The 23,299-nt window shown below is 32.9% G+C and carries 22 protein-coding genes; 8 read left to right on the plus strand and 14 right to left on the minus strand.

Annotated elements, in window-relative coordinates:
- Nucleotides 1-76: 76 nt before the first annotated feature.
- Nucleotides 77-3,058: a histidine kinase gene (locus DNC80_RS07455; RefSeq protein ID WP_182650496.1), complete on the minus strand. Its 2,982-nt coding sequence runs from the start codon at nucleotides 3,056-3,058 to the stop codon at nucleotides 77-79.
- Nucleotides 3,042-3,791, minus strand: a complete 750-nt coding sequence (locus DNC80_RS07460; RefSeq protein ID WP_182650498.1) for a LytTR family DNA-binding domain-containing protein — start codon at nucleotides 3,789-3,791, stop codon at nucleotides 3,042-3,044. The genes DNC80_RS07455 and DNC80_RS07460 overlap by 17 nt, the downstream gene beginning before the upstream one ends.
- Nucleotides 3,792-3,967: 176 nt before the next feature.
- Here DNC80_RS07460 and DNC80_RS07465 point away from each other — a divergent pair, with 176 nt between their 5' ends.
- A complete protein-coding gene (locus tag DNC80_RS07465) occupies nucleotides 3,968-4,885 on the plus strand; it encodes a ketopantoate reductase family protein (protein WP_182650500.1) in 918 nt (305 codons plus the stop codon).
- A gap of 11 nt (nucleotides 4,886-4,896) precedes the next feature.
- On the opposite strand, the gene DNC80_RS07470 is transcribed toward DNC80_RS07465, so the two are convergent.
- From DNC80_RS07470 to DNC80_RS07490, 5 genes are all read right to left on the minus strand, one after another.
- Complete coding sequence (locus tag DNC80_RS07470; protein WP_182650502.1) at nucleotides 4,897-5,487, minus strand: RsmD family RNA methyltransferase; 591 nt, start codon at nucleotides 5,485-5,487, stop codon at nucleotides 4,897-4,899.
- On the minus strand, nucleotides 5,484-6,290 hold the full coding sequence (locus DNC80_RS07475) for a DUF3822 family protein (RefSeq protein ID WP_182650504.1): 807 nt from the start codon (nucleotides 6,288-6,290) through the stop codon (nucleotides 5,484-5,486). The genes DNC80_RS07470 and DNC80_RS07475 overlap by 4 nt, the downstream gene beginning before the upstream one ends.
- A gap of 186 nt (nucleotides 6,291-6,476) precedes the next feature.
- Nucleotides 6,477-7,310, minus strand: a complete 834-nt coding sequence (locus DNC80_RS07480; RefSeq protein WP_182650506.1) for an OmpA family protein — start codon at nucleotides 7,308-7,310, stop codon at nucleotides 6,477-6,479.
- 48 nt (nucleotides 7,311-7,358) lie between these two features.
- Nucleotides 7,359-8,357, minus strand: coding sequence for a glycosyltransferase family 2 protein (locus DNC80_RS07485; protein ID WP_182650508.1), 999 nt, complete (start codon nucleotides 8,355-8,357; stop codon nucleotides 7,359-7,361).
- Nucleotides 8,358-8,371: 14 nt separating this feature from the next.
- Nucleotides 8,372-8,821, minus strand: a complete 450-nt coding sequence (locus tag DNC80_RS07490; RefSeq protein WP_144890687.1) for a type I restriction enzyme HsdR N-terminal domain-containing protein — start codon at nucleotides 8,819-8,821, stop codon at nucleotides 8,372-8,374.
- A gap of 94 nt (nucleotides 8,822-8,915) precedes the next feature.
- Between DNC80_RS07490 and holA the strand changes: the two genes are divergently transcribed.
- From holA to ettA, 3 genes are all read left to right on the plus strand, one after another.
- Nucleotides 8,916-9,920, plus strand: coding sequence for a DNA polymerase III subunit delta (gene holA, locus DNC80_RS07495; protein ID WP_144890689.1), 1,005 nt, complete (start codon nucleotides 8,916-8,918; stop codon nucleotides 9,918-9,920).
- A 62-nt stretch (nucleotides 9,921-9,982) separates the two neighbouring features.
- Complete coding sequence (locus tag DNC80_RS07500) at nucleotides 9,983-10,159, plus strand: CAL67264 family membrane protein (protein WP_086453741.1); 177 nt, start codon at nucleotides 9,983-9,985, stop codon at nucleotides 10,157-10,159.
- Between the two features lie 54 nt (nucleotides 10,160-10,213).
- Nucleotides 10,214-11,908 carry an energy-dependent translational throttle protein EttA gene (gene ettA, locus DNC80_RS07505; protein WP_182650510.1) on the plus strand — a complete coding sequence of 565 codons (1,695 nt, stop codon included), beginning with the start codon at nucleotides 10,214-10,216 and terminating at the stop codon, nucleotides 11,906-11,908.
- Nucleotides 11,909-12,034: 126 nt separating this feature from the next.
- Here ettA and DNC80_RS07510 read toward each other — a convergent pair whose 3' ends face one another.
- On the minus strand, nucleotides 12,035-12,451 hold the full coding sequence (locus tag DNC80_RS07510; protein ID WP_182650512.1) for a thiol-disulfide oxidoreductase DCC family protein: 417 nt from the start codon (nucleotides 12,449-12,451) through the stop codon (nucleotides 12,035-12,037).
- Nucleotides 12,452-12,520: 69 nt separating this feature from the next.
- On the minus strand, nucleotides 12,521-14,686 hold the full coding sequence (locus DNC80_RS07515) for a DNA mismatch repair protein MutS (RefSeq protein ID WP_182650514.1): 2,166 nt from the start codon (nucleotides 14,684-14,686) through the stop codon (nucleotides 12,521-12,523).
- Between the two features lie 147 nt (nucleotides 14,687-14,833).
- Here DNC80_RS07515 and ung point away from each other — a divergent pair, with 147 nt between their 5' ends.
- Entirely contained in the window at nucleotides 14,834-15,514 is a 681-nt protein-coding gene (gene ung / locus DNC80_RS07520) for a uracil-DNA glycosylase (RefSeq protein ID WP_182650516.1), read from the plus strand.
- A gap of 161 nt (nucleotides 15,515-15,675) precedes the next feature.
- On the opposite strand, the gene DNC80_RS07525 is transcribed toward ung, so the two are convergent.
- The 5 genes from DNC80_RS07525 to DNC80_RS07545 form a co-directional block, all read right to left on the minus strand.
- Complete coding sequence (locus DNC80_RS07525) at nucleotides 15,676-16,050, minus strand: DUF4258 domain-containing protein (RefSeq protein ID WP_182650518.1); 375 nt, start codon at nucleotides 16,048-16,050, stop codon at nucleotides 15,676-15,678.
- 35 nt (nucleotides 16,051-16,085) lie between these two features.
- Nucleotides 16,086-17,285, minus strand: coding sequence for an alanine dehydrogenase (locus DNC80_RS07530; protein ID WP_182650520.1), 1,200 nt, complete (start codon nucleotides 17,283-17,285; stop codon nucleotides 16,086-16,088).
- A gap of 81 nt (nucleotides 17,286-17,366) precedes the next feature.
- Nucleotides 17,367-17,840, minus strand: a complete 474-nt coding sequence (locus tag DNC80_RS07535) for a GNAT family N-acetyltransferase (protein ID WP_182650522.1) — start codon at nucleotides 17,838-17,840, stop codon at nucleotides 17,367-17,369.
- A 6-nt stretch (nucleotides 17,841-17,846) separates the two neighbouring features.
- Nucleotides 17,847-18,254, minus strand: coding sequence for a tRNA (adenosine(37)-N6)-threonylcarbamoyltransferase complex ATPase subunit type 1 TsaE (gene tsaE / locus DNC80_RS07540; protein ID WP_144890705.1), 408 nt, complete (start codon nucleotides 18,252-18,254; stop codon nucleotides 17,847-17,849).
- Nucleotides 18,255-18,326: 72 nt separating this feature from the next.
- A complete protein-coding gene (locus DNC80_RS07545; RefSeq protein WP_182650524.1) occupies nucleotides 18,327-19,907 on the minus strand; it encodes a bifunctional response regulator/alkaline phosphatase family protein in 1,581 nt (526 codons plus the stop codon).
- A 485-nt stretch (nucleotides 19,908-20,392) separates the two neighbouring features.
- On the opposite strand from DNC80_RS07545, the gene DNC80_RS07550 reads away from it, so the two are divergent.
- The 3 genes from DNC80_RS07550 to ygiD all read left to right on the plus strand — a co-directional run bounded on the left by DNC80_RS07550 (nucleotide 20,393) and on the right by ygiD (nucleotide 23,173).
- Nucleotides 20,393-20,674 (plus strand): hypothetical protein, encoded by a 282-nt coding sequence (locus tag DNC80_RS07550; RefSeq protein WP_182650526.1) that lies wholly within the window; start codon nucleotides 20,393-20,395, stop codon nucleotides 20,672-20,674.
- 151 nt (nucleotides 20,675-20,825) lie between these two features.
- The gene (locus DNC80_RS07555) at nucleotides 20,826-22,247 is read left to right on the plus strand and encodes an ATP-dependent RecD-like DNA helicase (RefSeq protein WP_182650528.1); all 1,422 of its coding nucleotides are present in this window, start codon (nucleotides 20,826-20,828) and stop codon (nucleotides 22,245-22,247) included.
- Nucleotides 22,248-22,342: 95 nt separating this feature from the next.
- Entirely contained in the window at nucleotides 22,343-23,173 is an 831-nt protein-coding gene (gene ygiD, locus DNC80_RS07560; RefSeq protein ID WP_182650530.1) for a 4,5-DOPA dioxygenase extradiol, read from the plus strand.
- The last annotated feature ends 126 nt before the right edge of the window (nucleotides 23,174-23,299 follow it).

Here is a 23,299-nt window from a genome sequence, read left to right on the forward strand (position 1 = left end):
ACAAAAAAAACCGAAATTATAAATCGGGGTTTCTGGGCTATAAAATGGGTAATCTGTTTTATATTTTTTTTTTCAGCTAAATAATTAATCGGATAATTACTGTAGTTCCTATGGTAGAAAAAGTAATTTCAATAGGATTGACATTGCTAGGCTGCATAATTTGAAGCCGTTTTTTGGCAATTTCAATGCCTTTTGAACTGTGCGTATTTATATTTTTGGTATTGCCTTTCCCGTTATCTGAAATTTGGATTTGAAGCAGCTGATCAACCGTAATTGTAAAATCAATTGTGAAAGAAGGCTGAAGAGATTCTTCATCAAAAGCATGTTTGAAAATATTTTCTACAAAGGGCTGTAATAACATTGTAGGTATTTCTATTTGGTCCCTGTCTATACTTTCATCCACTTCAATTGTAAATTGAATACGGTTGTCAAATCGTTTATTTTCAATAGCAATGTAGGTCTCTAAATATTTAATTTCATCAGCAATTGTTATGGTTTGGAAGGTAGAATTATCTAAGGTTTGACGCATTAAACTAGCAACTTCGCTGATATAAATTGTAGAATTTAGTTTATCATTATTAAAAACAAAACCTTGAATAGTTTGTAGAGCATTGAATGTAAAATGTGGATTCATCTGACTTAATAAGGATTCTAGCTTAGCCTTAGCAAGTTGATTTTCGGTTGCGGCTTTTTGTTGGGCTCGTTTTTTTATTCTGAAAATTAATAGCGCTGCTCCTAGAATGATAAGAATTCCGATTACACAATAAAACAGTCCTGTTTTCCAAAATGGAGGTTCAATGATAATTTTTAAAACACTAAAACGCATTGTTTTTCCGGCATGTAAATCTAAAACTTCAATTTCTAGATTGTAGGTGTCATTTGGTAAATAAGACAAATAAACGAATGGCTTTTCTGTATAAGGACTCCATTGATTTGACTTTTTCAAGCGGTATCTAAACTTTAATTTGTTTGGAAACGAATGTCCTTTTGGAATAAAATCTAAAGCGATTGTATTGTGTTCATAATCTGTTATTAATTGATTGGATTGGTATGAAAACCAACGGTAATTTCTTGGATTAATGAGAATAGAATTAACGGCAATTGAACTTATTTTGATATTAGTTACGGTGTTCTTAATACTGGTAAGTTTTTTTAAATCAATAGAGTAAAACCCGTTCTTAGTGCCAAGCCATAATTGATTTTCAAAAATTTGGGAACTAGTTATGGCGGTATCTTTCAGCCCTTGTTCTTTATCGAATAACTGCATCACTCCATTATGGTAGCAGTTTATTCCTTTCTCGGTACCTATAAAAATATAATCTTCGTAACTTTCTAAAAAAGTAATTGTAGTCCCAATGAGCTGATCTCGTGGAATAGTTTTTATTATTTTGAAAGATTGAGAGTCATCAATTACATAAATATCACCAAATTCAGATGCAATAATTAAGTCACCTTGCTTGTTTTGGGTAATAAATTTTAGTTTGCTTTCCTTCCAAATTCCTTCTTTTAGCAGCGATTTAAAAGCTTTATTTTCGTAAATAAACAATCCTTGGAACACTGAAATGAGGTAGGTTTTACCTGTTGCATTTAAAATTCCAACTACGTCCAAAGGGGTATTCGTCTTAAATTCCGAGAAGTGTTTGGCTTTTAAATTAGTAAGATCATCATATACCCGAACGCCCGCGTAGGGAATCGTTTCTATAAATTGGAGATCATAGGTAAACCCAATTTTATAACTGTGAATGGGTACGTAATTGATTAATTCACCATTAAAGCTCATCTCAAATAGGCCAATGTTGCTGCTGATACAAAACGATTTTTGATGTTTTATAATTTCGTAAAATTCGATTTGGTTTGCGGGTATTTTATAATTTAATTCATAATAACCGTCAGCATGTGAAGGCAGTTTTTGTTTTGAATTTTGGATATAGGCTAGTTCGGTATTTTTAAAATCAATTAATGAAACTGATGTGGTAATGGTATTGTCTTTTTCTAAAAAGGAGACTCCATCCTGATGCAGTATTACTTTTTTTGCTCCAATGGTGGTGAAATCCACTATCGTTTTATTTTCAAATGGGTTGTAGTTAATGGTTTTATCGAGCTGAATTTCGAATATTCCTTTGTCCTTTGAACCTACGTAAAGAATGTTTCTTTTACGAGCGTGCACCACATTCAATAAATTTTTAGAATCAATTCCGTACAATTCCGAAATGTTTTTCATCTGGTTATTTGCAATTGCATACAAACCACCGCTGTTGTCAAACACACCCCAAGCAGCCGCGTACAGATTACGATCACTATCTGCAGTGAAGTCCCAAAAAGTAGATTGACCAAAAGATTTTGAAGTTGGCTGATGTTGTATTAACTTTTCCATCTGAAAGGATTGCAGGAATCCTTTGTTGGCGCTGAGTAAAGTTCCCTCAAATAAACCCATACTGTAGGTATATTTAAATTGATTTATTGGTACAATTTCTGGTTTGTTTTTATTGGTTACAATTTTAAAAAGACCTTCGTTAGCCGTTGAAAAAAACACTTTATTTTTATAAACTACAAAATCCGTAACAATAAACACTCCAAAATGCGGTACAATTCCTTTTGGAACTGCTACTGCGTTGGTCTTAGGATCAATAATGGCAACTCCTAGTTCTGTACCTACATAAATTTTGTCGTTGTAAGCCAATACTTTTCGACTTCGTAACGACGGTAAGCCCTTTAGTTTATCAAAAACAATAAATTGTAAACCGTCATATTTGTAAACACCACCCCCATAACTAGCAAACCAGAGTGCACCCTGGCTATCTTGTGTGATATCCCAGCAACTGTTATTAGGTATTATTTTTGGTAAAATTAGATTTGAAAAGGAACCATTTTCCAACTTTGAAATTCCATTCTCGGTACCGATCCATAGGTCTTCATTTTTATCTAAAAACAATGCCCGTACTGCATTATTAGGTAATCCATTTGAAGTAGTGTAATTGATGGAAGGCTTGTATTGAGCTGAACAATACACACCATAAAAACACACAAGAAAAAGTAAAACTCTAGTTGGCAAGTGCATCTATAAGTTTAGTTTTGTTATAATAAGCATCTGAAACTTTAATGTTTGAACCATTTGACATTTTTAAAGTATACGTTTTACTGTTAAAAGAGGCTATCTTTTTCTTATTTATAATGGCGCTACTACTTACTTTAATAAATCTACTTTCTTGTAGTAATAACATCACATCCTTCAAGTATTTATGAATTACGATAGTATCATTAGTTGTTACAATTGTACATTTACCAGTTCCATTTTGTGATTGAAAACTTATAATTTCAGTTGTATCCACTACTATAAAACCGTCATTGGAAGGGAATAAAATGGTACTATTTTCACCATTCAAATTATTCTTTAATATCTCGTTCCTATTGATAGAGTTTGCCAAAGCGGTTTTAGTCTCGAATCGTTCAATAATGGCTTTGATGTTTAATGGATTTATAGGCTTCATTAAATAATTCATGGCACTTATCTCAATAGCTTTTGTATATTCGTTGGCATGTCCAGTAACAAATACGACTTCAAAAGGCAGTACATCAAAATTGTTAATCAATTCAAACCCATTTTTTTCTGGCATATCGATATCTAAAAATACTAAATCTGGCTTGTGGTTTTTGATGGCCACCAATGCGGAATCAACGGAAGGACAAAGGGCTGCAATTTGAATAACTCCATTACTATACGATTCACAAAAACTTTGAATGAGTTCTCTCGATTTTTGGTGATCATCAACGATGATTGCTTTTATTGACATAGAATAGAAAAAGTAATGAATTAGTATTTGTTAAAAGAATAGTGAAATGTATTACTTTTTTGGTAAAAAAACTAATTTTGTCAATGGGATTTATACTTTTAATGCAATACTTAATTATAAAGATTATTGTAATTTCGAATCTACTTTAAAGCATTCATCTTAATAACAAACAACTTATGAAACAAAGAATTGGAATTTTAGGAATTGGTGGAGTAGGAGGATATTTTGGTGGATTATTAGCAAAGGCTTACTTAGACTCAGATACAATCGAAATTATATTTATAGCCCGTGGTAAAACTCAAAATGCCATAGCGCAAAATGGCTTAAAAATAAGTACTGATAACACTGAAAGCACAGTTTTTCCTAATTTGGTTTCTAATAATCCAGCAGAAATTGGAACTCTAGATGTGCTTATTTGCGCTACAAAAACCTATGATATTGAAAACAGTATAGCATCGGTAAGTGACTGTATAACTCCTGAAACTATAATTCTTCCTTTATACAATGGCGTTGATGCAACACAACGGATTCAAACACTATTTCCTGAAAATACAATTTTACAGGCTTGTGTTTATATTGTTTCCATGATTACCACTCCCGGAAATATTAAGAAAATTGGTTCTTATGAAAAATTATTTTTTGGTTCTACAACGGTACCAATTTCTAAATTAGAAGAACTACAATCTATTTTTACAAATGCAAAAATCGAAAGCTATCTTGTCGAAAATATCGAGGAAACGGTTTGGGAAAAGTTTATTTTCATTTCGGCTTTAGCCTCTGCAACTTCGTATTTGAATCAAAATATTGGTGGAATTTTAAATAATCCTAGCAACAAAGAACTTTACAATGCATTATTAATGGAAGTATCTGCTGTTGCTTTGGCAAAAGGGATCAACTTACCCATGGATATTGTTGCTCAAACCATAACCAAACTAGAAAAATCGCCGCAAGACAATACTTCATCCATGCACAGAGATGTTTTAGCTGGAAATACTACAGAAGTGAAATCACTTACAGAATATGTTGTTACTGAAGGATTAAAATACGGGGTTCTTACGCCTAAGTATCAGCAAATTTTAAATAAATTAACTTAAAACACTACTATTTACTCTTCTTCTTGATTCAAAGAAATTACTTTAGTTTCATCATCATCTTCGCTTTCAATTTCGAAAAAACTGAAAATGGATCCTCCGTAACTTTTTTGAAACGAAAAATGTATCATATGATCGAGTTTTGTGTATTTAGAGTGTTCAATGACCATCATTCCATCTTGGTTTAGTAACTCTTTTTCAAAAACCAACATTACAATTCTTTCAAACGTTTTTTGGTCTAAACCATATGGAGGGTCTGCAAAAATGATATCATAGGATGTCTTGCATTTTTCTAAATAAGCAAACACATCACTTTTTGTAGCAGCAATATTAAAATCGTATTCAGAGGCAACTTGTTTGATGAATTTTACGCAACCAAAGTCACCATCAACAGAAGTTATGGGCGTGCTACCGCGAGAAGCAAATTCATAGCTAATGTTTCCTGTCCCTGCGAATAAATCTAATATTTTGAGGTCTTCAAAACTGAAATGATTGTTTAAAACATTGAATAGCGCCTCTTTAGACATGTCTGTTGTAGGTCGAACAGGTAAGCCTTTTGGAGGTGAAATTCTTCTTCCTTTATATTTTCCGGATATGATTCTCATGAGTTAAAAAGTATGTAATGGGCTCTGTTTTCGGCAACAGAAAAATAATTATTCCAACGTAAATCTTCCACGTCAATGAGAGATACATTTCGAATGTATTTGTAAACAATATTATAAAAATCACTTTCAATCTCTATTTTTCCAATGAATTCTAATGCAAAATATTCAGGATTCATTCCTAACTGTTCTGCAGTAAAAAGAATATAATAAATTAAATCCTCGGGAGTTTTGTAATCAAAAGAATTGAAAAATATAAGTTTTTGATTTTCTATAACTACTATTTCAAAATGACCCGTATTAAGATGAACAAACATTTTTTTACGGAGCTTGTCTTTTGTTAATTCTAATAATTTTGAAACTAAAATACTGTGTGCATGCTTATATGTAAAGGAACCAAAATGATCTATAAAAAAATTATTAATATTCACATAAGGGATATAAACTGTATTCATTTGGTGGTTCTCTAATGTGTCAAAAGCAAAAAAATCAGTTTCAAAAACCTTAGTATTGTATTGCAAGTAACTACCTAGTGCTTCTTCATCAAAAAATAGAGTAGGGACAAATGTTGCTAAATTATTATTGTGTATAACAAGAATTTCGTCATATTTTTGAGATAATTCCGAATGGTTTTTAAAAGCATTTGCAAATAAATCTTCAATTTTTGTTGTCTTTGGAAAAGCATCAAAATATACCTCATTAAACGAAGAAACCGTATTATTTAAGGTGTCAAAACAACAAAAAGAAAGTCCAGTCAAGGAAACTTGAATAGATAATTTTTTATAATTTTTTTCGATTACATCCATAAAAAACATATTTTTTTGACCTCGCAAACTTACAAATTTAATCAGTAATAAGTATCTCATTACAATGGAAATGATTTCGATTGTTAATTATATATTTTAATACTTTAAACTAAATAAGGGTATCATCTTTATAACAAAAAAAAACGCCTCTAATTGAGGCGTTTGATTTATGATTTGAATAAAAAACTATTGTTTTTGTTTTTTCATTTCTTTTTCGATCATTTCATAAAATTGATCAATTTTTGGTAAAACAACAATTCTTGTTCTACGGTTTCTTGATTTATTTTCAGGTGTATCATTAGCAACAAGTGGTATGTATGAACTTCTACCAGCAGCTATCAATTGTTCTGGTTTTACACCAAGTTGATTCGTAAGTACGCGTATAATTGAAGTGGAACGTTTAACACTCAAATCCCAGTTGTCAAGTAAAACTCCTGTACCGTTGTATGGTACATTATCCGTATGTCCTTCAACCATACACTCAAAATCTGGTTTGTCATTTACAACCTTGGCAACTTTTGCAAGTACACTTTTAGCTTGATCTGTTACATCATAGCTTCCACTTTTGAATAATAATTTATCTGCAATAGAAATAAATACTACCCCTTTTTCAACATTTATTTCAATATCCGGATCAGATATTCCTACAGAACTTTTCAAGCTAGTAACAAGCGCTAGTGTCACACTATCTTTTTTGGTCAAAGCATCCTGCATTCTGCTTATTTTTAAATCTTTCTCTTTGATTGATTCTAATGCTTTTTCAATATTTTCAGCACCTTTTGTAGATAAAACAGTCATATCTTTTGAAACACTAATCAAACCTTGATTTTGTTCTTTTAAAGTTGCTGCAGTTGCGGCAAGTCCTGCTTTTTCCTCTAAGCAAGAATTAAGCTTTACAGTGGCAGTATTTAATAAATCTTGTGTTTCTTTATTTTTCGCCTCTAAATCGGTATATTTCTTTTTTGAAACACATGATGTCATAAGGGCTAAAACGGTAAGGGTTAATGCTATTTTTTTCATAGGTATTATTTTTTTTGTTACTGAAACAAATTTAGTTTTTTTGGAACACTATACTCTAAATAAATCGTTAAAAACAGTGCGTCCTTTAATGAAGTAATTATAAACGATACTTTTGGTCTTATAGTATTTAGGTGCTTGTGTTTTGTCTCGTTTAGCGTAATTTTCCCTAAATAGCTTATAAAATGTCCCATGCGCTCTAAGGATTGCCCAAAAATGTTTCCATTTTCCTTGCATTAAAAATTGTATTCCTGCAACACCATCTAAAATCATTCTGGGGAATAAAATAACAAAGAGTTGTTTTTTAGGTAAGTTTTTGGTTAGCATCAACAAGGAATTTCTAAAGTTCAAATACGTTTTTAGAGGATTTCCTTGCTGTAAAGTAGCACCTCCTACATGATAAACCACGGATTCAAAACAATATTTAATTGTATATCCTTTATTTATTGCTCGCCAACATAGATCTATTTCTTCTTGATGGGCAAAAAAGTCTCCATCAAACCCTTCGAGTTCATGATAAACAGCATTTCTGATAAAAAAACAAGCTCCAGAAGCCCAAAATAAATTTGTTTGATCATCGTATTGTCCTAAATCTTTTTCTAGAGTTTCAAATATTCTTCCCCTGCAAAATGGATATCCGTACTTATCTATAAAGCCTCCAGCTGCTCCAGCATATTCAAAATATTCTTTATTTTTGAAATCTAGTATTTTGGGTTGAATAATAGCGGTATTTGGTTCGTTTTCAAAGATTTTTGAAATAGGTTGCAACCAATTTTCGGTAACTTCAATATCAGAATTAATGAGTGCATACACATCGGCATTCACATGTTGAAGTGCTTCGTTATAGCCTTTTGCAAATCCAAAATTACCAGAATTTTGAATAATCACAACCTCAGGAAAATTTTGTTTTACAAAAGCAACTGATTCATCTGTAGAAGCATTATCTGCAACATATATAGTAGCTTCTTTTGAAAACTGTACTACTGAGGGTAAAAATTGTTCTAATAATTTGGTTCCATTCCAATTAAGGATAACAACGGCTATTTTCATGGTGTAATAATGTGCTAAAGTGGCCCGTAATTGGGCAAATCTTTCAGAAATTGATATTTTTCATTTTCAAAATCCATTTGGCAAAAGTAGTGATTCAATCCATTGGTTACCATCAAAAAGTTGGCTTGCAATGTCATATTGTATTGCGCTATTTGGTCAAATGTGACTTGTGCTATTTGAATTTGAGGGGCTTTGCATTCTACAAGGATATTGATTGTACCATCAGTATTGTAAACAACAACGTCGTACCTTTTGCGTAAGCCATTGACTTTTAAAACTTTTTCAACATTTATTAAAGAAAGGGGGTATTCTTTTTGTTCTAATAAAAACCGAACTACATGCTGCCTGACCCATTCCTCAGGTGTTAGAATTATAAATTTTTTACGAATAACATCAAAAATAGCTGTTTTATTTTCGCTATTTTTGAACCGAAAAGTATAGTGTGGAAAATTGAGAATTTGCATGGTGCAAAAGTATTAAATAAGTTTAAAAAGTAAAGTTTAAAGATCCATTCTGATAAAAAGATACTTTGCTTATTAAAACTTGAATTAAATTGAAATGGACGAAGTCATAAAAATTGTAAATGATATTAAAAGTGGTTCTATAAAACCCATTTACCTTTTAATGGGTGAGGAGTCTTATTATATTGACAAACTCTCAGATTTTATTGAAGAAAAAGTATTGTCTGAGGAAGAAAAAGGATTCAATCAAACTGTTTTATACGGACGAGATGTAACTGTTGAAGATGTGATTGCTACTGCAAAACGCTACCCTATGATGGCGGACCGCCAAGTTGTAATTGTAAAAGAAGCTCAAGACTTAAATCGAACGTTTGATAAATTTGAAGCTTATGCAGATAACCCAATGCCTTCAACCGTTTTAGTGCTGTGTTATAAATACAAAACAGTTGATAAACGTAAAAAAGTAACCAAACTTATTGCGAAAAACGGATTGGTTTTCGAGAGTAAAAAATTATATGAAAACCAAGTAGGCGATTGGATTAAGCGTGTACTCTCTGGCAAAAAATACATGATAGAGCCTAAGGCTACAGCAATGCTCGTAGAGTTTTTAGGTACTGATTTGAGTAAAATAAACAATGAATTAGAAAAGTTGCAAATTATTTTACCCGTTGGGAGTACAATTACGCCTCAACATATTGAGGACAATATTGGTTTTAGTAAAGATTATAATGTTTTTGAACTTAGAAAAGCACTTGGAGAGCGCAATCAGTTGAAAGCGTATAAAATAGCTGAAAACTTTGCCCAAAACCCAAAGGAAAACCCCATGGTGGTGACCACTAGTTTAATATTTGGATTTTTCATACAGCTTTTAAAATACCATGGTTTAAAGGATAAAAACCCAAAAAATGTGGCAGCTGTTATTGGTGTGAACCCATTTTTCATGAAAGAATATGATGTTGCTTTGAAGAATTATCCAATGAAAAAAGTGAGTCAAATTGTAGGAGCACTTCGTGATATTGATGTCAAAAGTAAAGGAGTAGGTGCAAATGCAATTTCACAATCGGATTTATTACGAGAGATGCTTTTTAAAATATTCAATTAAAATTATAAAAATTCCGATATTTGCAACTCAAATTGTAACAAAACATTTATAAATAAAGTAACATGAATAAAAATACAATCTTAGGTTGGGCAACACTCATTATGATTTTAATGGGATTATTGCTTATTGCTCTGGGCGCATTTCGATATGATGATGTTGCTGGATGGGGATTTGCAGCAGTAGGAATTGGATTTTTAGCAAATGCTTGGGTATTTAGTTCACTCAAAGGCAGGTTGTAAAAGTACAAACACAAAGAGAAAAATAAATAAAAAGATAACTGTAAAACATAAATTATGTCAGACGATAAAAAAGTAATATTCTCAATGCAAAAATTGAGTAAAACCTATCAAGGTGCAGATAAACCAGTACTTAAAAATATTTATTTGAGTTTCTTTTATGGTGCCAAAATAGGTATATTAGGACTTAATGGTTCTGGAAAATCATCACTTTTAAAAATTATTGCAGGTGTTGATAAAAATTATCAAGGAGATGTTGTTTTTCAACCAGGTTATACGGTAGGATACTTAGAGCAAGAACCAATTTTGGACGATACTAAAACCGTTTTAGAGATTGTTCAAGAAGGTGCAGCAGAAACCATGGCTGTTTTAGCAGAATACAATCAAATCAACGATTTGTTTGGACTTGAAGAAAACTATTCTGATCCAGACAAAATGGACAAATTGATGGATCGTCAAGCGGCTTTGCAAGACAAAATTGACGCACTGGGAGCTTGGGAAATCGATACTAAACTAGAAATTGCTATGGATGCCTTGCGTACTCCAGACGGTGATACGCCAATTAAAAACCTTTCTGGAGGAGAGCGTCGTCGTGTGGCTTTGTGTCGTTTGTTGTTGCAACAACCAGATGTTTTGCTTTTGGATGAGCCTACCAACCACTTGGATGCTGAGAGCGTTCTTTGGTTAGAGCAGCATTTAGCACAATATGCAGGAACAGTTATTGCTGTAACGCACGATAGATATTTCCTTGATAATGTAGCTGGTTGGATTCTAGAGTTAGATAGAGGAGAAGGTATTCCTTGGAAAGGGAATTATTCTTCTTGGTTAGATCAAAAATCTAGCAGAATGGCACTTGAAGAAAAAGTAGCTTCAAAACGCAGAAAAAACTTAGAGCGTGAGTTGGATTGGGTTCGTCAAGGTGCCAAAGGACGTCAAACCAAACAAAAAGCACGTTTACAGAACTACGATAAATTATTAAACGAAGATCAAAAACAATTGGACGAAAACTTGGAAATATATATTCCAAATGGTCCTCGTTTGGGAACCAATGTTATTGAAGCTAAAAATGTAGCTAAAGCTTTTGGCGATAAATTATTGTATGATAATTTAAATTTTACGTTGCCACAAGCTGGAATCGTTGGGATTATCGGGCCAAACGGAGCTGGTAAGTCTACTATTTTTAAAATGATAATGGGTGAACAAGCTACAGATAGTGGTTCTTTTTCTGTTGGTGAAACTGTAAAAATTGCTTACGTAGATCAATCGCATTCTAATATTGATCCTAATAAATCCATCTGGGAAAATTTCGCTGACGGTCAGGAACTAATCATGATGGGCGGAAAACAAGTAAATTCTAGAGCATATTTGTCTCGTTTCAACTTTGGTGGTGGCGAACAAAACAAAAAAGTTTCGATGCTTTCAGGTGGAGAACGCAACCGTTTACACTTGGCTATGACTTTAAAGGAAGAAGGAAATGTACTTTTACTGGATGAGCCAACCAATGATTTGGACGTAAATACGTTAAGAGCATTAGAAGAAGGTTTAGAGAATTTTGCTGGTTGTGCAGTGGTAATTTCTCACGATAGATGGTTCTTAGATAGAATTTGTACGCACATTTTAGCTTTTGAAGGCGACTCTGAAGTGTATTATTTCGAAGGAGGTTTTACTGAATACGAAGAAAATAAAAAGAAACGTTTAGGTGGTGATTTAACTCCAAAACGATTAAAATATAGAAAATTAATCCGCAACTAATTTTCTTCTATTTTATAAAAAAGGCTGTCTATTTGAACAGCCTTTTTTATGATAATACAAACTTAAGTAATTAATTAAATAAAGCTAAGTAACTTATTTAAAACGAAATGATAACGAAATAGTATTTTAATTCAAAAATTTTGATTTTAGAGCCTCTGTAGGTATCATACAACTTTCTTTTTTACCGTACCATTTGTATCTGTTTTTAGCAACAAAATCATAAGCAAGATTACTAAATGAAATAGGGAATACTCCCAAAATGCGGGCTAAAGAGAATACTCCTCCTAATTCCTTGGCAATTTCTAATGCTGCTTCTGCTTTGTAATAGTAAGCAACTCCTGGATGATACAAAATGATGCTATCCATTTTTTGCGAATCAATTCCTAAATAATTAGTGATCTCTTGCCCTAAAGTAGATTGCAAAGCTACAAACCTAAAAATATCTTTTGTATCATGCTTTATAATAAGTTGTGCCGAAGTATCACACAAATTGCAAACACCATCAAAGAGTATTATTTTCTTATTTTTTGGAAGGTCCTGCATGTTGAAAATCAGTTTAAATTAGATTACTAAAAAAATTAGAAGACAATTATTGCGTTGTACCTCATGCATTTACTTTTTTCCTGCCTCAACAAATTCTAAAACATCTAAGCTTGCTTTTGAAGTAAAAACTCCATAATTCACCGTGGCTTTATTTTTTTCGATACTATCAATCGTTCCAATGGCTTTTCCGTCAAACATACGCACACGATCACCTACTTTTAGCACTGGTTTTGGCTTTTCAACCACTACTTTTTGTTTTTTCTCTTTCTTTTCTTTTCGGATTTCTTCTACCTGAACGGTTACTTCCTGGATGACTTCTTTCTTTTTTTCAATCTGCGCCTTTGTCTCTTTAGCAGTAGCTTTTTTACGCTTGGAATTTTCAATTTCAATAATTTTCAAAAACTCACCCAGTAGTTCTTTCTTATTTTTGTTATTGAAATATTTTTCAGAAATGTCTTCAATCTTTTGTCCAATATAGATGGTCTTTTGATTGCTATCGTACAACTCTTGGTAACTTTCTAGTTTTTGCTTGATTTTTACATTGATATTTTCCATTTTTTTGCCCTCTTCACGTGCTTTGCTTTCTTCTTCTTTTAGCGTTTGTGACGTTTTTTCAAGCTTAGAGCGTTCTTTTTGTAAGGTGGCAATGGTTTTATCAAATCGTACTTTCCCAACTTCAATTTTCTTTTTGGCGCGATTAATCAAGCTAAAAGGAATTCCGTTTTTGAGTGCAACCTCAAATGTAAAGGAACTTCCTGCCTGACCCAGCACTAATTTATACAATGGCTCGAGTGTTTTTTCGTCAAAAAGCATATTGGCATTCGTTGCAAAGGGTAATTCATTCGCAAGAATTTTCAAGTTCGAATAATGGGTTGTGATGATACCAAAAGCTTCTCGGTGGTAGAACTCCTCTAAGAAAATTTCAGCCAAAGCGCCTCCTAATTCAGGATCAGATCCAGTTCCAAATTCATCAATTAAGAACATAGTTTTTCTGTTGCATTTTTTCAGAAAGTAATTCATGTTTTTTAATCGATAACTGTAGGTACTTAAATGATTTTCAATAGATTGATTGTCACCAATATCTGTAAGAATTCTGTCAAATAAAAAGGTTTCACTGCGCTCGTGTACAGGAATCAACATACCGGATTGCAACATCAATTGCAATAAACCAACTGTTTTTAACGAGATGGTTTTTCCACCAGCATTAGGTCCTGAAATTACAATAATTCTATTTTCTTGTCCTAACTCAATGGTTTGTGGATGTGTTATTTCGTTTTTTTGCTTGTTATTTAAATACAAAATAGGATGAAAAGCATCTCTAAAATACAATCTGCGATCTTCAGTAATATTTGGAAGAATTCCGTTTATTTTATTGGCATATTTGGCTTTTGCAGCAATAACATCAATGTCACTTAAGAAATCTTGATATTCAACCAATAAAGGCAAAAAAGGTCTGATTTGATTGGATAAAAGCTTTAAAATTCGGGTTATTTCCTCTTTTTCTTCATATTCTAGATTGCTCAATTCTCTGGAATATTGTAATGTAGCTTCGGGTTCAATATACGCAATACTCCCCGTTTTTGAACTTCCCATGATAGAACCTTTTACCTTACGGCGGTACATGGCCAGAACAGCCAACACTCTTCTATTTTGTACAAAACTCTCCCGAATGTCATCCAGGTAACCCAACGAATTATAATGCGTAAGTGCTGTCCCAAAACTCTGATTCACTTTTCCGCGCACCGCATTCATACTTCTACGAATATTCAATAAATCTGGAGAAGCATTATCTTTTATTTCACCGTATTTATCAACTACATCGTCAATCATAGTGATAATGTCTTTGGTCAATTCTACCTGATTTGCTCTAACATTTAAGTTTGGATAGTAGTCTTCGAATTTTTTTAAAAACTGCAATAAAAAATTCACGGTACTCGAAAGGTTTGCAATTTTTCTAAAACTACCTACTTCAAGAAAACTATCTTCAATAGCAAGAAATTTGATTTCGTGTGATATGGCTTCAAAACCATGATTTGGAATAGCGTTGTTATTTTGAAAAGACGAAACATACTCTGAGGTTTGCAATAAAGCTTGCATCAAAGTTTCTTTGTCTTTAAAAGGAGTTATTTCAAGTGCTTTTTCTTTTCCAATATCAGTATTGCATATAGAAGAAATTGTTTCTAGTACAGTTGGAAATTGTAAATCTTGTAATGTTTTTTCGGTAATGGAGATCATTTATGGTTCAGTCTTTTGAACTACAAAAATAGCTAATAGTTAAGACTATTTAACAGACTTTCACAAAGAATTAAATAATGTTTATAGCGTTTTATAGAGCTAGATTTCGTGGAATTCAAAGTATCTTTGTGTTTTTAACGAAATCAAATGAAATACGATTTAAACCCTTCCTGGAAAGAAATTTTAAAAGAAGAAATAACAAGGCCATACTTTGAGGAATTGATGCGCCATGTGGCTTCAGAATACGAAGAACATAGTTGTTTTCCTCCTAAAGATTTGATTTTTGAGGCTTTTAACCAATGTTCTTTTGATGCTGTAAAAGTGGTGATTATTGGTCAAGACCCTTATCATGGAGTGGGCGAGGCTAATGGTCTATGTTTTTCGGTGGCTGATGGGGTGCGCATACCGCCATCATTAAGAAATATTTTCAGAGAAATGAGTGACGATTTAGGAACTGTCTTTTTGCCTACATCAGGGAACTTAGAGTCGTGGGCTCAACAAGGAGTTTTGTTGCTTAATGCTACTTTAACAGTGAGACAAGATAGCCCAAATAGTCATAAGGATTTAAAATGGAGTCAGTTTACTGATGCAGTAATTGAGTTCATCAATTCTGAAAAAGAAGGTGTTGTATTTGTACTCTGGGGCAGTTTTGCTCAAAAAAAAGGAGTAAAAATAGACCGAAACAAACACTTAGTTTTAACATCGGGTCATCCATCACCATTGAGTGCTAATCAAGGGAAATGGTTTGGCAATAAACATTTTAGTCAAGTGAATGAGTATTTAATTGCACAGAATAAAAAAGCTATTGTTTGGAATACCGATAATTAGTCTCCGTTAAGATGTTTAATCTTATAAGGTTGTTGCGTGACTGATGGTAGTGGAGCTCTTTTTAGGCGGGCTTTTTTGCCCGACTAGAAAAGCGGGAACGTACAGCAGGACCCGAAGCTTTTGCGTAGGGGCACGCCCAAAAAAAGAATATGCTGAGAAAATTATTTTTTGATAATATCTTCTAGAATAGCCTTATCGCTGTAATTGATGATTTTTAAAACAACCTCTTGATTTTTGATTGTTTTACCTTCAATGGTGTACATTTTTCCTTTTTTTACAATTAGGTTACTGTTGTCAAAATCAACATCACCGTATTGTAAAGAGTTTTTTATATCAGCGGTGTCAATCCATTTTTGCGCCAGTATTGCAGATGCTTTATCAGAGTAATAGAAAGGTTTGTTTCTCAAGTCATTTAAGACTCTAGCATTTGGAAAATAGTTACAACGGGTGTCTTTCCCACTAAAAACTAAGGCTACAAAAAAAAGTCCGATCACTAAACCAACTAAATAATAGGCAAAACGCTGAAAAAATTTCATAAAATATTTTTGTGCAAAGGTACTTGAAAAATTTCTTAAAAAACTATTAAATTTATATCGCTATGAGGTAAGTCAAACCAGTCTGCAATTGCGCTATTGGTGTGAATACCGTGGTACATATAAACTCCATTTTTTAAGCCTTTATCACAACGGATGGCGCGTTCAATGCCACCATCTTCGGCAATTTTCATTAAGTAGGGTGAAATAATATTGCTAATGGACAAGGAAGCCGTTTTTGAGTAACGAGACGGAATGTTAGGTACGCAGTAATGCAACACATTACTCTTTATAAAAGTAGGTTTTTCATGTGAGGTTACTTCTGAAGTTTCAAAACAACCTCCAGTATCAATACTAACATCAACAATTACGGCACCATTTTTCATGTGTTCTACCATTGTTTCTGATACTACTACAGGACATCTGTCTTTTCCTTTCATGGCACCAATGGCTACATCACAACGTCTTAAAGCTTTTAAAAGTGCTTTTGGTTGAATGGTTGAAGTAAAAATGCGTTGGTTAAGATTGTTTTGTAATCTTCGCAATTTAGTGATAGAATTGTCAAAAACTTTGACACTAGCTCCAAGACCTATGGCTGTTTTTGCAGCAAATTCGCCCACAGTTCCTGCTCCTAAAATTACAACATCAGTAGGGGGAACTCCTGTAATATTACCAAATAGCAAACCTTTTCCAAGGTCATTGGTAATCATTAATTCGGCAGCAATAAGAATAGAGGCCGTACCGGCTATTTCGCTTAATGATTTTACTGCAGGATAGGTGCCATCTTCATCTTTAATGTATTCAAAAGCTAATGCAATGATTTTCTTTTTGGATAAAGCTTCAAAATAGGCTTTTGTTCTCGTTTTAAGTTGAATAGCCGAAATTATGATCGTTTGAGGATTCATCATTTCAATTTCACTAAATGTGGCAGGTTCCACTTTTAAAATCATGGGACATCCAAAAACTTTTTTGGTATCACTTGTTATTTCGGCACCAGCATTGCTGTATTCTTTGTCCGTGTAACTTGAACTAAGTCCAGCGCCAGCTTCAATCATCACGCGATGTCCTTGAAAAGTCAATGAGTTTACGGCATCGGGTGTAAGGCAAATACGTCGTTCTTGAAAACTAGTTTCTTTTGGAATACCAATAAAAAGTTCACTTTTATGTCTAGCAATCTCTAGCTTTTCTTCTTGTGGTAAAAGCTGCTGTTTGGTGAATGGCGTAGTAGTAATTGACATTTTTTTATGATGAATTAAGCGTCCAATTTACGTAAATTTTGCTAATTAAAGCACTACATTTTAGTAAATTAAAACTCAAATTTAAGCTATTATTTTTTCCATTTTGATATCGGCTCTTTCGTAAATTCCTGATTCGAGTGGAATTTCAGTAAAGCCAAACTTTTCATACAAGTGAATTGCTGATTTCAATTTTCTGTTGGAGTATAAAATGATTTTTTCTATTCCATTTTCTTTTGCAATTGAAAAACAGTGTAGAATCATTTTTTTTCCTACGCCCAAACCTTGAAATCCATCAGTTACTGCCATTTTACTCAACTCAAAACAACAGTTATCTATTTTGATTAAGGAAACGGTTCCAATTATTGCATTGTTGTACTTGGCATAAAAAATCATTCCCCCTTTGTCAATAATTTCTTTTTTTGGGTCCGAAAGTACAATTTCATCTTTAGGCTCTACCTTAAAATATTTCTGCAACCATTCGAGATTTAAATCTTTTATTGGCGCTGCCAAATCATCAGAAAAAGGAATTATGAAAACCAAGTTGTCTTGTAGCATACTTTTTTATGTCAAAGTTAATTTTCTAGTTCCATCTGTTAATGCAACTATCTGGATCACAGAGTGTGTTTCAGGAATTAAGTTTTCAATCTTTTCAGCCCATTCTATAAAACACCAATGCCCAGAGTACAAGTATTCATCAACACCCATATCTAGAGCTTCCTCTTCTTTATTTACTCTATAAAAATCAAAGTGATAAACCAGTTGATTTTGAGATGCTTCGTATTCATTAACTAAAGAAAAAGTTGGACTACTTGTAGCGCCTTGTACGCCTAATGATATACAAAGTTGCTTGATCAAAGTAGTTTTTCCAACACCCATTTCACCGTGAAAAAGTATGACTTTATTCGGGTTTTGGGCAATAATTTGTTGTGCTACTTCTTCTAGCTGATCAATAGAAAAAAGGATATCCATTCTGATAAAATTATTTAAAGTTGACAATTTAAGTTTTTGGTCTTAGACTGAAAACTGAGACTGATTGCTTTTTTACTTCGGATTAAAAACTAAAAACGGAATAATCATTTCTTCCAGAGAAATTCCTCCGTGTTGATATGTGTTTTTATAATAACTCACATAGTGATTGTAATTGTTAACATAAGCCAAAAACAAATCACTTTTTGCAAAAATAAACGAACTACTCATATTAATTGCAGGTAAGCCAATATTTTTTGGATCTTTTACTGCATAAACATCTTTGTGTTCGTAAGTAAGACTTCTACCTGTTTTATATCTCAGATTTAAACTCGTATTTTTATCTCCCACAACTTTTGATGGGTTTTTTACATTTATAGTGCCATGGTCTGTGGTAATAATTAATTTGAAGCCCATTTTTTGTGCCTGTTGAATAATTTCTAGCAAAGGCGAATTTTTAAACCAGCTCAAAGTCAGGGAACGATAGGCTTTATCATCAGATGCTAATTCTTTCACTACGTCCATTTCTGTTTTGGCATGTGATAGCATATCCACAAAATTATAAACAATAGTAACCAAATCATTGTCTTTTAAAGCTTTGAAACTTTCAGATAATTTTTTACCGCCAGCAAGACTCGTAATTTTAAAATAATCTTCTTTAATAGTAAGTCCTAATCGCTTGATTTGCGCGGTCAAAAATTCGGCTTCAAATAAGTTTTTACCGCCTTCTTCTGGATCGTTTTTCCAGTATTGTGGGAACTGTTTTTCCATATCTAACGGCGTTAAACCCGAGAAGATTGCGTTCCTTGCATACTGCGTGGCAGTTGGTAAAATAGAGTAGTAGGGAACCTCTTTTTCTAATTTATAGTAATTTCCTACCACCGTTTCAAAGGTTTTCCATTGGTCGTAACGCAAGTTGTCAATCACTACAAATAAAATAGGCTTGTCTTTTTTCTTTAGTTCCGGCAACACGAGCTCCTTAAATAAGGTATGCGATTGTATTGGTCGGTCGGCATCGGTAACACTTGCGACTTTTTTAGGCATCGGTGCAAACCAATCTTCATAATTTCGTTCGATAAACTTACCAAATTGCGAGTTGGCTTCTACTTTTTGAGATTCTAGAATTTGAATCATCCCTTGATCATCAATGTTTTCTAACTCTAGCTCCCAAAAAATCAATTTTTTATATAATTCGATCCAATCTTCAAAGGAATTCACCATACCCATTTCCATCGCTATTTTGCGAAACTCTTTTTGATAATCGAGTGTTGTCTTTTGAGAAATCAATCGCGAATGATCTAAGTTTTTCTTCAAACTCAGTAAAATTTGGTTTGGATTTACGGGTTTAATCAAATAATCTGCAATTTTAGACCCAATCGCCTCCTCCATGATATACTCTTCCTCACTTTTTGTAATCATGATCATAGGAATTGCTGATTTCTTTTCTTTCATTTCTGAAAGTGTTTCCAATCCGCTCATTCCAGGCATATTTTCATCCAAAAAAACAATGTCAAAATTGTTTTCTTCAAAAATAGCAATCGCATCTAATCCATTGTTACAGGTAGTAACCTCGTAGTTTTTCTTTTCCAGAAATAATATATGTGGTTTCAAAAGGTCAATTTCATCATCAACCCAAAGTATTTTTATTTTATCCATATGGTATGCAATTGGTGTGTATTACTCTAAATTTTTGTGCCAAATTACATTATTTAAAGTGTCAAGCGTGCTAATTTTATTATAATTTTTACTTTAAAATATTTGTTCCCTAAAAAAACAATTTAACAATTTAAAACTACAAATTGGGCGTTACCTTTCCTTCGTAAACTTCGTCAGGTCAGGCTGTACGCTGTATCTTTGCTTTTTTAAAGAAAAAAAGCAAAGGATGCCGCTTCCATCCTTAACGCTTATTAAAATACCATATGACATATTTGAATTAAAATTGTTTAAATACAATATGTAGACACCTTTTTTAGTTAATTGTATTGTAAAAATAAAGATTTTGTGCCTAAACTTTAATAAAAAATTAGGACTACAAGCACGTTAATAGTACACTTTGTTTAGTAAATTGTAAGAACAAATAATTTTATTTTCAAAAACATTAAATATCACCCTAACTAATTGTTAATTAAAACAGTACTATCATGACCCAAGATTTTATAACTATCGACAAAGAGGCTATTGCTGCACTTAAATTCCCTAATACTGATGTTTTAGAGGATAATGACCAAATAAAAATGAGAATTAGCGAAGTCAACAGAGCGTTATCATTAGGAAACCTGGAACATTCCAAGATCAAAATATTTTTTGAAGATGTTGAATCAAAGAAAGTAGTTGATACTACGGTTTGGGCTGTAACGGATAAAAATATCATTTTGAAACAAGGAGTTATGATTCCTATTAACCCTATTCATAAACTATTTTAAAAAAAGAAGCTTTGCGAAACAAAATTTTTAAAACCCAATGTTTGGTAATATCAATTTTGTTTCGCGTTTCAATCAATTTGTAAAAAGTAGTTGTAGCGTAAATGATAGTTAATACGTATCTTTGATACTCATTTATGCCAACAAAATTCTTATGAATTCCTCCTTGTTTTACAGTCTTTTACAAAAAAAATTTCCATTTCAGCCCACTTACAAACAAGATGTTTTTTTTCAAAAAATAGCCATTTTTTTGACTGAAACAGAGAATAAAACCATTTTTGTACTCAAAGGATATGCAGGAACAGGAAAAACCACTGTAATCTCTACCATTGTTAACAGCTTAATAGACATTAATAAAAAATATGTTTTACTGGCTCCAACAGGTCGTGCGGCCAAAGTGATTGCTAATTATTCTGACAAACCTGCTTTTACGATTCACAAAAAAATCTATTTTCCTAAAAAATCTTCTGGTGGCGGAGTATCTTTTACTTTACAACCCAACAAACACAAAAACACCATTTTTATCGTCGATGAAGCTTCCATGATTTCGGATACGAATTCAGATTCTAAGTTGTATGAAAACGGTTCCTTGTTAGATGACTTGATTTCCTATGTTTATTCAGGTGCGAATTGCAAAATGATTTTATTAGGAGATACGGCTCAGTTGCCTCCGGTGAATTTGGATATCAGCCCAGCGCTTGATATTCGAACGCTTGGTATGAATTACGATAAGGAAGTTGAACATATTGAGCTAGACGAAGTAATGCGTCAAGAGGAAAACTCAGGTATTTTATTCAACGCCACAGAATTGCGAGAAGTACTCAAAGAATCTTTTATCACTGATTTTAAATTCAATCTCAAAAAATTCAAAGATATTGTACGTTTGACAGACGGTTATGATATTCAAGACGCCATCAACTCTGCCTACAGTAATTACAGCATTGAAGATACCGCATTTATTGTGCGCTCTAATAAAAGAGCCAATCAATACAACGAACAAATTCGCACCAAAATTCTGGACAAAGAAAGTGAGCTTTCCACAGGAGATTTTTTAATGGTGGTGAAGAACAATTATTTTTGGCTAAAGGATTCTGACCAGGCAGGTTTTATCGCCAATGGTGATATTATCGAGGTGCTCGAAATTTTTAGCATCAAGGAGTTGTACAGCTTCAAATTTGCCAAAGTAAAAATTAGAATGGTGGATTATCCAGATCAAAAACCAATTGAAACTGTTTTGCTTTTAGACACCATCAAAAGCGAATCGCCTTCACTCACCTACGAAGAATCAAACCGACTTTATCAAGAAGTTTTGAAGGATTACGAGGGCGAAACCAAATTCAAACAATTCCAAAAAGTAAAAGCCAATGAATATTTTAATGGTTTGCAGGTGAAATTCTCCTACGCCATTACATGTCATAAATCACAAGGAGGGCAGTGGAATACGGTTTTTATAGAGCAACCTTATTTGCCAGATGGTATTAACCGTGATTACATTAGATGGTTATATACCGCGATGACGCGTGCCAAAAACAAATTGTATTTAATTGGTTTTAAAGATGATAGTTTTGTAGAGTAAATTATATTAACATATAAGTCATGTAAGAAAAATCAAAGAAGACTTTAATGACCTTATATGACTTATATGGTTAATAATTTAAAAATAGTTTAGTTATGAATTCATTAAACGATTTACATAAAATTTCGGGTTCTTTATCAAACACCGAAAAAATGCCAGTTTTGTTTCTTGGTCATGGCAGTCCCATGAATGCCATTGAAGAAAATCAGTTTGTAACTGAATTTCGGAATTTAGCCAAAACGTTACCACAACCCAACGCTATTTTGTGTATTTCGGCGCATTGGTATACCAACGGAACCAAGGTTACAGCAATGGAAATGCCTCGAACAATTCATGATTTTGGAGGTTTTCCGCAAGCACTATTTGATGTGCAATATCCCGCTAAGGGTAGTCCTGAATTAGCAGTAGATACTAAACAATTATTGACTCCGATAGCGGTTGAACTCGATGAACATTGGGGATTGGATCACGGTGCTTGGAGTGTTATTAAACATTTATATCCGCAGGCCAATGTTCCTGTAATTCAGCTAAGTATTGATTATACAAAACCAGCGCAGTACCATTTTGATTTGGCACAAAAATTAAGTGCTTTACGTACCAAAGGAATTTTGATTGTAGGAAGTGGAAATATTGTTCACAATTTAAGATTAGTCGATTTTCCGAATTTAGATAAAGATAATTACGGCTATGATTGGGCAATTGAAGCTCGTGAAACTATCAATGCCTATTTGCTAGACGGAAATTTTCAACCACTCCTAGATTTTGAAAAACAAAGCCAAGCATTACAATTAGCAATCCCAACTCCAGAGCATTATTTACCTTTGATTTATACTTTGGGTTTAAAAGGAAAACAAGAGGAGCTCAGTTTGTTCAATGATAAATTATTAGGAGGATCGTTGAGTATGACTTCGGTGAAAATAATGTAAAAAAGTGCATTAATTATTAGAAATAATGCAAACAGCGAAGTAATTTTAAATATTTATATTGTTCAATATTTAATTACAGAAAACAAAACTATGAAAAATGAATATAAAAAGTATATTGACAATTTC

This window comes from Flavobacterium sp. SOK18b, assembly GCF_014156605.1.
GTDB lineage: Bacteria > Bacteroidota > Bacteroidia > Flavobacteriales > Flavobacteriaceae > Flavobacterium > Flavobacterium tiangeerense.

Coding starts and splice junctions, on each gene's coding strand:
- DNC80_RS07455 (WP_182650496.1), bottom strand. CDS start 3,058: ATGCACTTGCCAACTAGAGTTTTACTTTTTCTTGTGTGTTTTTATGGT.
- DNC80_RS07460 (WP_182650498.1), bottom strand. CDS start 3,791: ATGTCAATAAAAGCAATCATCGTTGATGATCACCAAAAATCGAGAGAA.
- DNC80_RS07465 (WP_182650500.1), top strand. CDS start 3,968: ATGAAACAAAGAATTGGAATTTTAGGAATTGGTGGAGTAGGAGGATAT.
- DNC80_RS07470 (WP_182650502.1), bottom strand. CDS start 5,487: ATGAGAATCATATCCGGAAAATATAAAGGAAGAAGAATTTCACCTCCA.
- DNC80_RS07475 (WP_182650504.1), bottom strand. CDS start 6,290: ATGGATGTAATCGAAAAAAATTATAAAAAATTATCTATTCAAGTTTCC.
- DNC80_RS07480 (WP_182650506.1), bottom strand. CDS start 7,310: ATGAAAAAAATAGCATTAACCCTTACCGTTTTAGCCCTTATGACATCA.
- DNC80_RS07485 (WP_182650508.1), bottom strand. CDS start 8,357: ATGAAAATAGCCGTTGTTATCCTTAATTGGAATGGAACCAAATTATTA.
- DNC80_RS07490 (WP_144890687.1), bottom strand. CDS start 8,821: ATGCAAATTCTCAATTTTCCACACTATACTTTTCGGTTCAAAAATAGC.
- holA (WP_144890689.1), top strand. CDS start 8,916: ATGGACGAAGTCATAAAAATTGTAAATGATATTAAAAGTGGTTCTATA.
- DNC80_RS07500 (WP_086453741.1), top strand. CDS start 9,983: ATGAATAAAAATACAATCTTAGGTTGGGCAACACTCATTATGATTTTA.
- ettA (WP_182650510.1), top strand. CDS start 10,214: ATGTCAGACGATAAAAAAGTAATATTCTCAATGCAAAAATTGAGTAAA.
- DNC80_RS07510 (WP_182650512.1), bottom strand. CDS start 12,451: ATGCAGGACCTTCCAAAAAATAAGAAAATAATACTCTTTGATGGTGTT.
- DNC80_RS07515 (WP_182650514.1), bottom strand. CDS start 14,686: ATGATCTCCATTACCGAAAAAACATTACAAGATTTACAATTTCCAACT.
- ung (WP_182650516.1), top strand. CDS start 14,834: ATGAAATACGATTTAAACCCTTCCTGGAAAGAAATTTTAAAAGAAGAA.
- DNC80_RS07525 (WP_182650518.1), bottom strand. CDS start 16,050: ATGAAATTTTTTCAGCGTTTTGCCTATTATTTAGTTGGTTTAGTGATC.
- DNC80_RS07530 (WP_182650520.1), bottom strand. CDS start 17,285: ATGTCAATTACTACTACGCCATTCACCAAACAGCAGCTTTTACCACAA.
- DNC80_RS07535 (WP_182650522.1), bottom strand. CDS start 17,840: ATGCTACAAGACAACTTGGTTTTCATAATTCCTTTTTCTGATGATTTG.
- tsaE (WP_144890705.1), bottom strand. CDS start 18,254: ATGGATATCCTTTTTTCTATTGATCAGCTAGAAGAAGTAGCACAACAA.
- DNC80_RS07545 (WP_182650524.1), bottom strand. CDS start 19,907: ATGGATAAAATAAAAATACTTTGGGTTGATGATGAAATTGACCTTTTG.
- DNC80_RS07550 (WP_182650526.1), top strand. CDS start 20,393: ATGACCCAAGATTTTATAACTATCGACAAAGAGGCTATTGCTGCACTT.
- DNC80_RS07555 (WP_182650528.1), top strand. CDS start 20,826: ATGAATTCCTCCTTGTTTTACAGTCTTTTACAAAAAAAATTTCCATTT.
- ygiD (WP_182650530.1), top strand. CDS start 22,343: ATGAATTCATTAAACGATTTACATAAAATTTCGGGTTCTTTATCAAAC.